The sequence below is a fragment of the Nitrobacter sp. 62-13 genome (assembly GCF_001896955.1).
Lineage (GTDB): Bacteria > Pseudomonadota > Alphaproteobacteria > Rhizobiales > Xanthobacteraceae > Nitrobacter.
This window is the reverse complement of record NZ_MKRN01000018.1, coordinates 18,052-29,942: the sequence shown is the minus strand read 5'-3', so window position 1 is coordinate 29,942 and position 11,891 is coordinate 18,052. Positions and strand designations below refer to the sequence as shown.

10 protein-coding genes, 1 tRNA gene and 1 pseudogene are annotated in these 11,891 nt (G+C 62.2%); 8 read left to right on the top strand and 4 right to left on the bottom strand.

All coding sequences use genetic code 11. The annotated features are described in order from the left end of the window. Positions 1-377 (bottom strand): annotated as a pseudogene (locus BGN91_RS02830) (hypothetical protein); the annotation flags it as partial. A gap of 314 nt (positions 378-691) precedes the next feature. Then, a complete protein-coding gene (locus BGN91_RS02825) occupies positions 692-1,288 on the bottom strand; it encodes a tetratricopeptide repeat protein (RefSeq protein ID WP_292610439.1) in 597 nt (198 codons plus the stop codon). Between the two features lie 403 nt (positions 1,289-1,691). Here BGN91_RS02825 and BGN91_RS02820 point away from each other — a divergent pair, with 403 nt between their 5' ends. The 7 genes from BGN91_RS02820 to BGN91_RS02790 all read left to right on the top strand — a co-directional run bounded on the left by BGN91_RS02820 (position 1,692) and on the right by BGN91_RS02790 (position 9,633). Beyond that, the gene (locus tag BGN91_RS02820; RefSeq protein WP_292610438.1) at positions 1,692-2,789 is read left to right on the top strand and encodes a DNA topoisomerase IB; all 1,098 of its coding nucleotides are present in this window, start codon (positions 1,692-1,694) and stop codon (positions 2,787-2,789) included. Between the two features lie 372 nt (positions 2,790-3,161). After that, positions 3,162-3,893 carry a Crp/Fnr family transcriptional regulator gene (locus BGN91_RS02815; RefSeq protein WP_292610437.1) on the top strand — a complete coding sequence of 244 codons (732 nt, stop codon included), beginning with the start codon at positions 3,162-3,164 and terminating at the stop codon, positions 3,891-3,893. Between the two features lie 212 nt (positions 3,894-4,105). Continuing rightward, the gene (locus BGN91_RS02810) at positions 4,106-5,302 is read left to right on the top strand and encodes an HlyD family secretion protein (protein WP_292610436.1); all 1,197 of its coding nucleotides are present in this window, start codon (positions 4,106-4,108) and stop codon (positions 5,300-5,302) included. A gap of 15 nt (positions 5,303-5,317) precedes the next feature. Beyond that, positions 5,318-6,898 carry a DHA2 family efflux MFS transporter permease subunit gene (locus tag BGN91_RS02805; RefSeq protein WP_292610435.1) on the top strand — a complete coding sequence of 527 codons (1,581 nt, stop codon included), beginning with the start codon at positions 5,318-5,320 and terminating at the stop codon, positions 6,896-6,898. 149 nt (positions 6,899-7,047) lie between these two features. Beyond that, positions 7,048-7,827 carry an NAD(P)-dependent oxidoreductase gene (locus BGN91_RS02800; protein WP_292610434.1) on the top strand — a complete coding sequence of 260 codons (780 nt, stop codon included), beginning with the start codon at positions 7,048-7,050 and terminating at the stop codon, positions 7,825-7,827. Beyond that, on the top strand, positions 7,824-7,952 hold the full coding sequence (locus tag BGN91_RS02795; RefSeq protein WP_292610433.1) for a hypothetical protein: 129 nt from the start codon (positions 7,824-7,826) through the stop codon (positions 7,950-7,952). The genes BGN91_RS02800 and BGN91_RS02795 overlap by 4 nt, the downstream gene beginning before the upstream one ends. 163 nt (positions 7,953-8,115) lie before the next feature. Continuing rightward, positions 8,116-9,633 (top strand): protein adenylyltransferase SelO, encoded by a 1,518-nt coding sequence (locus BGN91_RS02790; RefSeq protein WP_292610432.1) that lies wholly within the window; start codon positions 8,116-8,118, stop codon positions 9,631-9,633. Between the two features lie 134 nt (positions 9,634-9,767). Here the strand turns inward: BGN91_RS02790 and BGN91_RS02785 are convergent. After that, positions 9,768-9,854: transfer RNA gene (locus BGN91_RS02785), tRNA-Leu, on the bottom strand. A 152-nt stretch (positions 9,855-10,006) separates the two neighbouring features. Here BGN91_RS02785 and BGN91_RS02780 point away from each other — a divergent pair. Then, the gene (locus BGN91_RS02780) at positions 10,007-10,972 is read left to right on the top strand and encodes a complex I NDUFA9 subunit family protein (protein ID WP_292610431.1); all 966 of its coding nucleotides are present in this window, start codon (positions 10,007-10,009) and stop codon (positions 10,970-10,972) included. Between the two features lie 63 nt (positions 10,973-11,035). Here the strand turns inward: BGN91_RS02780 and BGN91_RS02775 are convergent, their stop codons facing one another. Further along, positions 11,036-11,842 (bottom strand): undecaprenyl-diphosphate phosphatase, encoded by an 807-nt coding sequence (locus BGN91_RS02775; RefSeq protein WP_292610430.1) that lies wholly within the window; start codon positions 11,840-11,842, stop codon positions 11,036-11,038. Positions 11,843-11,891 lie beyond the last annotated feature (49 nt).

Below are 11,891 nucleotides of genomic sequence, written 5' to 3'. Positions count from 1 at the left end.
GCCGCGCCGCCGGCGATTATCGCACCGATTGTCGGCACGGCCAGACCACCGGTGCCGGCAGCTACTGCCGCGGCCGCGACGCAGCCGATATAGAAGGGAATACCTACGGCCGCCGCTTCGCCTTCGACACGGGAATCCTTTTCGACAAAGGCAGTCCCCGGCGCCTGCCGATCGTCCTCGATCTCGACGAGAGTGTGATGAAGGGGCCCCATTCGCTCCTTGATCGTCTTGTCGCTTGCGAGCACGGAAATCGTCGCTCTGTCGAAACCTGAGACCTCGAGTTCGTCAACTGCGGCTTCCAGCGCCTCGACGTCGGAAAAAACTCCCACGGCTTCGCGCACGCTATAATTCACGGTCCCGTTAGTGTTTTCGGACATTTTGGGAAACTCCTATCAGCTTGTCATTCTCAGCGGCGCTGCTACGGCAACGCGCTTAGGCAACTGATAGAACTCGACGCAAGACGACAATGTTCCTGTCGAGCCTGGCGACAACTCGACGGACACGGTGATTTGCGATTACCCAAAAGTCATTCTTGTTACGGGACACTCCTCCACGCCCGCGGGATCGAGGCCATTGCCAGTCTCGAGAGTGATCGGGAAGGGCGGTGGTGGCGCACCGTCGCCACCATCTTTTACAAGCCGTAATCTTTTACAAGCCGTAATCGATTTCCTCAGGAGTTCTCGCAATGGGATTATTCGGGTCCGGCTGCGGCGCTCTTCCGGGCGCTGTCCAGGTCGGCCAGATTGGTCCGCGACTGCGCGACATCAGGGTGATCGGGAGGGAGCGCCTTCTCCCGGATCGCCAGTGCCTGCTTGTAGAGCGACTCGGCTTCGTCGTAGCGGGCCTCGTCCTTGTACGACGAGGCCAGATTGTCCAGCGCCGACGCGACGGAAGGATGATGGGCGCCGAGCGTTTTCTCGAAGATGGCGACCGCGCGCTTGTAGAGCGGTTCGGCCTCGGCGTGGCGGCCCTGTGCCCTGTATACGTGGGCCAGACTGTTCAGCGACTGCACGAGATCGGGGTGATCGGGCCCGAGGGACTTTCTCCAGGTCGCCAGCGCCCGCTTGCAGAGCGGCTCGGCTTCGGCATAGCGGCCCTGCAGGGTGTAGAGTTCGGCCAGATCGGTCAGCCCGAGCGCGACAGAGGGATGCTCGAGCCCGCGCGTTTTCGCGCAGATGGCCAACGCCTGTCTGTACAGCGGCTCGGCCTCGGCGTAACGCCCCTCTTCCTTAAAGATCTCGGCCTGATCGTTCAGCCTGGCCGCAAGCATGATTTCGGATACTGCCATAACATTGGACTCCTGACTCGCGGCCGGGTTTAGCAAAAAAAGGGACGCCGGTAGCCCTAATTCGCCCTGGATTCTCGGATTCTTGGCATTTAGCCCCGCGAGCTCGACACGGCTAGGGGGCAAACCCCGAATTCGCGTCTCCCCCGATCGCGGGCCGCCCCTCGTCGAAGGGCTTTAAAGGCAGCCTCGGTCGGTTCGGGAAGGTGTTCGGCCCGCTTAGGCGGGTCTCGGGTTCGAGGAGCAGGCGAGGGATGTCGGTCGCGAACGGAAGCGCCTTGGAAACAACGGACCAATAGCCGGCCCCTTCTCCCTACGCCTCGCGGATGGAACCAATGGGTGCATTCGCCTTTATGTTTTCCGGTGAAGTCATCGGTGCGTCGGGGCTTCCGCGGGGAAACGAAGGATGCTCCGGCAGAACGGCAAAGACGAGGAGGCTCGTTCGGCGGAAGTCGCCTCCGTAATCGCCGAGGAAGGTCTGCGATATGTGAGTGACTCGGCGCCGGGATACCGGCGCAGGCGGGCGGGCACGTCGTTCAGCTATTACGACAAAGACGGCAAGCGCATTACCGATGCCGCCGTGATCCGTCGCATCAAGTCGATCGGTATCCCGCCGGCATATGAATTCGTCTGGATCTGCCCCTCGCCTGACGGCCACATTCAGGCCACCGGTGTCGATGCGCGCGGACGCAAGCAGTATCGTTACCATCCGAAATGGTGCGAACTGCGGGATCAGAACAAGTACGAGCACATCATTCAGTTCGCGGCAGCGCTGCCCGCGTTGCGCGCGCGCGTGGCGTCCGACCTGAAGCGTGACGGCCTGTCTCGCGAGAAGGTTCTGGCGACGATCGTAAGTCTGCTGGAGAAGACCCTGATAAGGGTCGGCAACGCGGAATACGCGCGGACAAATAAGTCCTATGGGCTGACCACCATGCGGCGCAAGCACGTCGCGATCGGGCGCGGTGTCCTGCGCTTCGAGTTTACGGGCAAGTCAGGCAAGCAGTGGAAGCTTCGGGTCGAGGACCGGCGTATTGCCGCCATCGTGAAGCGCTGCGCGGAAATTCCAGGACACGAGCTCTTCAAATATTTGGACGACGACGGAAAATCGCGCACCGTCGGTTCCGGCGACGTCAACGACTACATCAAGGAAATCACGCGGCAGGATTTCAGCGCCAAGGATTTTAGAACCTGGGCGGCTACAGTGCTGGCGGCGCTCGCACTGGCGGAGTTCAAGACATACGACAGCCAGGCCGAGGCGAAACGGAATGTGGTCGCTGCAATCGAGAAGGTCGCCAAGCAGCTTGGCAACACGCCCGCCATATGTCGCAAAAGCTATGTGCATCCGGAAATACTAAGCGCCTATATGTCTGGCGATTTCGTCAAGATGATAGACGCGAAGATCGCTCAGAAATTCAAACGCCACTACGCGAAACTCTCCACCGATGAGGTTATGGTGCTGGCATTTCTGCATAAGCGGCTGAATGCGCTGAGCTGCCGGGATTGAAATCGGGCGGGCTCGAGTCGATTCAAGATCTCTTGCAATTGCTCAACGGTCATCCGAAGCCTCAGGCTTGCGGCCCAGTTCACCCCTGAGCCACCCGGAAACTACCTTATCACTGAACGGGTCAGCTCTGTCGCAGTCACGGCACAGCAGTGCGCGGGGCCGCCTTCCCGCAAGCGGCGCGATCGTTTTCCCGCATTTATCGCAGATTTTCCCGCTAAGCGCCTTTGGCACTTTCGGCTCCAAGGAGTTCCAGGTGAAGGCGCCAGCGGACAGCTACGATCGATAGCAACCTCTCCCCAACTTCCGAAGTTTAGTTCCAAATATCTCGCGAGCCGTATCGTTTGAGACGCTTTGCAACTTCGGGAGATTGCCGTGGACAATGTGCATCAAACCCTGGTCAACAAACTGAAAGAGCATTCAAAGCTAACGGCCGATGACATGACGGGCATTGAGACGATCAATTATGCCGTGCGCCATCTGGGTCCGAATGAAGATTTGATCCGCCAGGGCGACACCACGAAAGCGTCCGCGCTGGTCCTGCATGGAATGCTTGCGCGCTATCACCTGATGCCAAACGGCCGACGGCAATATCTTTCATATCATCTGAAGGGCGACGTCCCGGACGCTCAAATGTTGTTCATAGAAAAGATGGATCACGGGTTGTGCGCGATGGACCATGCGATGGTGGCTTCGATACCCCATAGCGAATTGATGCGCGTGTTTCATGCGCGGCCCACGATCGGCTTCGCTGTTTGGCGCGAAACTCTCATCGATTCCGCAATATTCCGCGAGGCGATCACCAATAATAGCGCGCGCTCGACTTTAGCGCGGCTGGCGCATTTTTTCTGTGAGCTGTTTTACCGCGCGAAAGCCTCGGGCCTCACACGCAGAAACACGTTGGACGTTCCAATTGGTTTGAACCAGCTTGGAGAGACGCTCGCCATGTCGCTTGCGACGGTCAATCGCGCATTGCTGAATCTGCGGGAGACCAACGCGGCAAACTTTAAGGGAGGGGAACTAACGGTCTTCGACTGGGCCGCCCTGCAAGACTTGGGCGAGTTCGATCCGAGCTATCTCCACATCGTTCGCAAACCTCGCTTTTGAGGTATCTCGTTCACGGTCCTTCGGCCATGCTTTGCAGCGCCGTATCGGAAGCCAGGCGCGATGCGGCGCTCACGCGTCCCGCGCCGTTCATGGATTGAACAGGAACGGAAGACCGCGGCGCCGGCGCCGGAACAAGTTTTCGCAAGGGCCGTTTATCACTTTGGGTCAATCGCGATAAGGGGGCGCGAACGAGGCCGCGCGATATGGCGGACATGACAGCAGAAGCGGGCTCGGGTCGCGCAGATCGGAGGTCAACCAGACAGGACGTTTCCTCGCCCGCCGACGGCGCCAACGCACGATCAGAGCGACAACAGCCCGCGGTCGATCGCGACAAGCCGGCCAAGGCACCGGACGGCACATCAGACGAGGCTTCTCGGCAATCGGGTATCCGCAGCGCCGTTCGCAATCATCCGATCCTGGCAATCGTCTGTCTCGGGTTGGCCGTGCTCGCGGTCGTTGCCGGGATTCTCTGGTATCTTCACGCCCGTCATTACGAGAGCAGCGACGATGCCTTCATCGATGCGCGGCCGGTGCTGGTGAGCCCGCAGGTGACGGGCAGCATCGTCGACGTCGCCGTGACCGACAATCAGGTCGTGAAGCGCGGCGATCTTCTGGCGAAAATAGATCCGCGCGACTATCAGGCCGCGGTCGATCAGGCTGACGCGCAAGTCCGGCAAGCCGCTGCGGCCTTGCAAAATCTCGACGCGCAGATATCGGCCCAGCAGGCCCAGATCGATCGCGCCGAAAAACAGGTGGCGGAAGCCCAAGCCGCGCTGAAATTCTCCGAAGATGAAAACCGCCGCTATCAGGATCTGGTGCGGACCGGCGCGGGCACCGTCCAGCGTGCGCAGCAGGCGGCGTCCGATCTCCATAGCAAGCAGGCAGCATTTGCCGCGGCCAATGCCGCGCAAATTGCTGCGCAACGGCAGATCGATGTGCTGGCTGCGCAGAAGGCAGCGGCTCGCGCCCAGATCGATGAGAGCAAGGCGCAGAAGGATCGCGCTGACGCCGACCTCAGCCGCACTGAATTGCACGCCACCGTCGATGGGCGGGTGACGAAACTCACTGCCGCTGTCGGCGCGCTGGCCACGCCCGGCCAATCGATCATGGTGGTGGTGCCACTGCATGTTTGGGTTACCGCCAATTTCAAGGAATCGCAACTCGCCGACATGCGCGTCGGGCAACCCGTCGAGATCGAGATCGACGCCTTCGGCCGCTCGTTCGCCGGTCATGTCGACAGCATCCAGGCCGGCAGCGGCACCGCCTTCAGTCTGCTGCCTGCTGAAAATGCCACCGGCAATTACGTCAAGGTGGTCCAGCGCGTGCCCGTGAAAATCCTGTTTGACAGGCTGCCGGACGTCGAGCTTGGGCCCGGCATGTCGGTGGTGCCGCGCGTGACCGTGCGCTGAGCGAGGTCGCGCGCAATGGCTGCCGATTCTCATACCGGCGAATATGGCGGCGTCAATCCGTGGCTGATCGCGACGCTCGTCGCGGTCGCGACGTTCATGGAGGTGCTCGACACCACCATCGCCAACGTCGCGCTGCGCTACGTCTCCGGCGGCCTCGCGGTCAGCGCCGATGAGGCCTCCTGGGTGATTACGACCTACCTCGTCGCCAATTCGATCGTGCTGTCGGCGAGCGGCTGGATCGCCGCCATGTTCGGCCGCAAGAACTTCTTTCTGGTCTGCATCGCGCTGTTCACGCTCAGCTCGCTTCTCTGCGGCCTTGCCTGGAATCTGCAGTCGCTCCTGATCTTCCGGGTGATGCAGGGCCTCGCTGGCGGCGGCATGACGCCGGTGGCGCAATCGATCCTCGCCGCGGCATTTCCGCCGGCCAGGCGCGGACAAGGTTTTGCGCTGTATGGCATCGCGGTCGTGGTCGCGCCGGTCGTCGGACCGACGCTCGGCGGCTGGCTCAGCGACAACTGGTCGTGGCACTGGTGCTTCCTCATCAACGTGCCCGTGGGAGTCGTGTCGCTGGTGTTGATCTATCTGATCATCCCGACCTCGCCCACGCGCGAAAAAGAACGCAAGGCCATGTGGGCGGAGGGTCCGAATTTCGATCTCACGGGTTTCGTTCTGGTCGCGATGTGCCTCGGGGCACTTGAGGTGGTGCTCGATCGCGGCCAGATCGACGACTGGTTCGGCTCGACCTTCATCGTGACGTTCGCAGTCATCTCCGTCGTCGCTGCCATGCTGTTTATCCCATGGGAACTGACCCGCAAGCAGCCGCTGATCGATCTGCGGATGCTGGCCGGCCGGCAGTTCGGCTCGTGCTTCGTCATCATGCTGGCGACCGGCGCGCTGCTGATCGCCACCACGCAGATGCTGCCGCAGCTCCTGCAGGAACAGTACGGCTACACCGCCACCATCGCCGGCCTGTCGATCTCGCTAGGCGGACTCGTTACCATGTTCATGATGATCGTGGTGGGGCGGATCAGCTTCGTTCAGCCGCGTTATCTCATTGCAGCAGGCGCGACGATCGCGACCCTCGCGATGTTCGATCTGTGGCGCATGTCGCCTGACGCCGACTTCTGGTATTTCGCCTGGTCGCGTATCTATCTCGGCATCGGACTGCCGCTGATCTTCATTCCGATCACCACCGCCTCATACGATGGCATTCCGCCGGACAAGACCGATCAGGCGTCGGCGCTGATCAACCTCGCCCGCAATTTTGGCGGCTCCATCGGCGTCGCAATCGGCCAGACCGTGCTGGCGCGCCGCGAACAGTTCCACCAAAGCCGGCTGGTCGAGCACATCGGCTCATGGAATCCGATCTACAGCGACACGCTCAACCATCTGCAGACTTACTTCAAAGGACAAACGGCCACGGGCAATGTGTCTGGCACCAGCACCGCCTATATCGGCAAGATGCTGCAGGAACAGGTCGCGATCCTGGCCTATATCGACGTGTTCGTCGTGCTGGCGGGCATTGCGGCGCTGATCGTGCCGCTGGCGCTGTCGCTGCGAACGGTGAAGCGCGGTGGACAGGCGGCGGGGCATTGAGGCGGGGCACGACGGCGTCGCAGCAGCGGGAAGCGGCGGGATCCCGATTCGCGATCGCAGGCTATACGCTATGGAACGCTTGCATTCATCGGACCCGATACTCACCTAAACCTGAAGCAGGTCGGCAGCATCAACTCGTAAGGTGATCCATGCGCATTTTCGTTGCGGGTGCGACGGGCGCGGTCGGACGCCGTCTGGTTCCGCGCTTGATCAACAGAGGGCATAGCGTGACCGGACTGACGCGAACGCCCGCGAAAACGAATCTCCTGCGGAAATTCGGCGCGGACCCCGTGGTCGCTGATGCGCTCGATGAGAAAGCCATTCATGCCGCGGTCGTTGCCGCGCGTCCGGATGTGATCGTGCATCAACTCACGGATTTGAAGGACGCTTCAGACCTGCGCAATTTCGACCGCACATTCGCGAGCAGCAACCGGCTGCGCACAGCCGGAACCGACCATCTTGTTGCAGCCGCGCAGGCCTGCGGCGTGAAGCGAATGGTCGCGCAAAGCTTCTGCGGCTGGCCCTATGCACGGACCGGCGGTCACGTGAAGACCGAAGACGATCCGCTCGATCAGGATCCGCCGCGGGAACTCCGCGGCACGCTGGATGCGATCCGCCATCTCGAGCACGCCGTGACGACGACGCCGGGCCTGGTCGGGGTTGCGCTGCGCTATGGCGGATTTTATGGCCCCGATACCGGCTTCTGCGATCCATCCATTTTGAAGCAGATTCGCAAGCGCCGCATGCCGCCGAAGCGGCTGCGGTTGCGGTCGAGCGCGGTGAGGGCGTTTACAACATCGTCGACGATGATCCGGCGCCGGTGCGTGACTGGCTCATGGAGATCGCGTGGATGCTGGGGGCAAAACCGCCGTTCCGCGTTCCCGCCTGGCTGGGCCGCCTTGTCGCCGGACAACATCTCGTTGTCATGATGACCGAGTCCCGCGCAGGATCGAACGCCAAAGCCAAGCGGGAACTCGGGTGGCTGCCACGCTATCCGTCCTGGCGGCAGGGCTTTTCCGAAATCATTGAAGAGGACATGCGGCCGGCCGCATAGATCGATCGCACTCGCCCCGGAGAGCCCTCAGGCTTGCGCAAAGGGCGGTACGTCTTTAATCCCGACCGGCACAATCGAATTGCAAGGGCGCAGCTCCGTTATGCCGCGTCAAACCGCAAATCTCCGGCTTGCTTTGCGCGGCCAAGGAACGACTCTAAAGGCCATGACGTCCTTGACAGAAATTTCCCGTTCCGCGCCCGCAGATGCGGCAGCGTTCATCCCCTTCGACAATACCTATGCCCGGCTGCCGGAAGCATTTTATCAGCGCGTGACACCTGCGACGGCCCCGGCGCCCGGACTGCTGCGCGTGAACGACGCGCTCGCCCGCCAGCTACGCATCGATCCTCAGTTCCTCAAAAGCCCCGAAGGGGTCGCGATTCTGTCCGGCAACGTCATCGCACCCGGCTCCGAACCGATCGCTCAGGCCTACGCCGGACATCAGTTCGGGGACTTCGTGCCCCAGCTCGGAGACGGGCGCGCCATCCTGCTCGGTGAAGTCGTCGATGCTGCAGGCAGGCGCTATGATCTTCAGCTCAAAGGCTCCGGCCGGACCCGCTTCTCGAGAGGCGGAGATGGCCGCGCCGCGCTGGGTCCTGTCATCCGCGAATACATTGTCAGCGAGGCCATGGCCGCGCTCGGCATTCCGACGACGCGCTCGCTGGCCGCGGTGCTGACCGGCGAAAACGTCATTCGTGAGCGGATGTTGCCGGGCGGCGTCCTGACCCGCGTCGCATCGAGCCATCTGCGCGTCGGCACGTTTCAATATTTTGCTGCACGGGGCGACGTCGACAATCTTCGTGTTCTCGCGGACTACGCCATCGAGCGGCATTATCCGGAAGCGCGCTCGGCCGAAGACCCGTATCGCGCCTTCTACGACGCGGTGGTCGCGGCCCTGGCCCGGCTGGCCGCCCGATGGATGCTGGTTGGATTCATCCACGGTGTTCTGAACACCGACAACACTGCGATCGCGGGCGAGACGATCGACTACGGCCCCTGTGCCTTCATGGACGCCTACCATCCGGACAAGGTCTTCAGTTCGATCGATCACTTCGGCCGCTATGCGTTCGCCAATCAGCCTGCCGTCATCAAATGGAATCTGACCCGGTTCGCCGAGACGCTGCTGCCGCTGATGGCCGACGGCGCAGACAAGGCGATAGAAGCCGCCAACGCATCGATCAGGCTCTTCAATGATCATTTCAACCGGGCATACCTTGCCGGCCTGCGGCAAAAGCTAGGGCTTGCGAGCGAAGGGGAAGGAGATTTCGAACTCGCATCCGATCTCCTGGCATCGATGGCTGAGAATCAGGCGGATTTCACGTTGACCTTCCGCGCCCTGTGCGAGGCAGCAGCAGATCCGAAGTGCGATCCAGGCGTGCGGTCGCTTTTCGCAAACCCGTCCGCGTTTGACGAGTGGGCCGTACGCTGGCGCCAGCGCCTCTCCCTTGAAGAGCGACCCGCCGAGGCCCGCCGGACCGCCATGCTGGCAGCCAATCCGATGTTCATCCCGCGCAATCACCGCATCGAAGCGGCCATTCAAGACGCCGAAGCGGGACACTTCGATAAATTTCACGAGCTCGTCGAGGTGCTGGCGCATCCTTACGACGACCGGCCGGAGTTTGCGGACTATGCGAAGCCTCCGGCGCCAGGAGAAGAAGTCCGGCAAACCTTCTGCGGGACATAATCGGTATTTTCCCATCGGCAGACAACGCCACGCCTGCATTGTAAGGGGCAGTTACCCACCTTTGTACCCGGCGGGTAGCGTTCAACTCATTGATTTTGCTTGTCTGCCTTGGAAAACAACGCTTGAAAGCGTCATGGTGCCCAGGAAAGGACTCGAACCTTCACGACCTTGCAGCCACTGGCACCTGAAGCCAGCGCGTCTACCAATTCCGCCACCTGGGCACGGACCGGGTTAGTAGGCATCGGCCGCGCGCTTGTCAAATCCTTGAAGAGGCGGCCGAATACGGGTGGGACATCCCGCCGGTTGACGTGTCGCGGAACGGCGGAATATCCCTTGTTTCCGACCTGATACCAGCGCCCTTGAGGACCAGACCATGGCATCGAATATGGACACCCTCGTCACGGTTTTCGGAGGCTCGGGCTTCCTCGGCCGGCATGTGGTTCGCGCGCTCGCCAAGCGGGACTACCGGATCCGGGTCGGCGTCCGGCGCCCCGAGCTGGCCGGGCATTTGCAGCCGCTCGGCAAAGTCGGCCAGATCCATGCCGTGCAGGCCAATCTGCGCTATCCGGCGTCGGTGCGCACGGCGTTGCGCGACTCCCATGTGGCGATCAACCTGGTCGGCATCCTGAGCAAGAGCGGTGCGCAGACCTTCGACGCCGTGGTGGCCGAGGGCGCCGCGACGGTGGCGAAGGCGGCTGCAGCAGCCGGCGCGCGCATGGTGCACGTCTCGGCGATCGGCGCCGACGCCAGGTCGGCCTCGGCTTACGCCCGCGCCAAGGCCGCCGGCGAAAAGGCGGTGCTGGCGGCGGTGCCGTCCGCCACCATCCTGCGGCCGTCGGTGATGTTCGGCCCCGAAGACCAATTCGCCAATCGTTTCGCCGCGCTGGCGAGGATGTCGCCGGTGCTGCCGCTGATCGGCGGCGCGACGAAACTGCAGCCGGTCTATGTCGGCGACGTCGCCACCGCGGTGGCGGATGCGGTCGACGGCAGGACCAAAGCGGGCGCGGTCTATGAACTCGGCGGTCCCGAGGTGCTGACGATGCGCGAGATCTGGCAGATCATCCTGCGGGTCATCGAGCGCGAGCGGACGCTGGTGCCGCTGCCGTTCGCCGCCGCCCGCTTCAAGGCGATGTTTCTGCAGTTCGCGCCCGGCGCGCTGAAACTGACGCCAGATCAGGTCACGATGCTCAGGACCGACAACGTCGTCTCTGAGGCGGCGACCGCTGCGGGCCTGACGCTGCAGGAGTTCGGAATCTCGCCGGACTCGATGGAGGCCGTGCTGCCGCAATATCTCTGGCGCTTCCGCAAGGCTGGCCAGTTCGCGACCAAGGGGGCGTGAGGTTCGCGTGCCCCGGACGCCGCGCAGCACGAAGCGAGGCCCTGCATCGCGCCCGGAACACGATCACCTTCCCAGCGCCAGCGCGATCAGGCCGAGCGTGCCGACGATCACCCGCCACCAGGCGAAGAACGTAAAACCGTTACGCGTGACGTAGCTGAGGAATGCCTTCACCACGATGATCGCGGTAATGAACGATACCACGAAGCCGATCGCGACGATGCCGAGATGGTCGGCCGTCATGTCGGCGCGGCTCTTGTAGAAATCATAGGCGAAGGCGCCGATCATGGTCGGGATCGCGAGGAAGAACGAAAATTCCGCCGCGGCGCGCTTGTCGGCGCCGAGCAGCATCGCCGAGACGATGGTCGCTCCGGAGCGCGACACGCCGGGAATCATCGCCGTGCATTGCGCGATGCCGATCCAGATATACATCGGCAGCGGAAAGGTGGTGGCGTCGTGTTCTCGCGGTTTGTGGTCGAGCTGATCGACCCACATCAGCGCCGCGCCGCCGACGATCAGCGAGAAACACACCACCCACGGATTGAACAGCAGCTCCTTGATGTACCTGCCGGCAAGCAGTCCCACGATCACCGCCGGCATGAAGGCCGCAAGCACGCCGATGACGAACCGCCGGTCGGCGGCATTGGAGAACATGCCGAGCGCGATCCGCCACAGTTTCGCAAAATAGATGACGACAATCGCAAGAATTGCGCCGAGCTGGATCAGCACCGTGAACGTATTCCAGAAATCGCCCGCGCCGAGATCGAAGAAACGTTCCGCCAGCAGCAGATGGCCGGTCGAGGACACCGGCAGAAATTCGGTGACGCCTTCGACGATCCCGAGAATGACGGCTCTGATCGCATCGGAAAACATGAAATATCTGCTCCGAATCGGATTCGACGCCACATGGCGGGCTTTTCTC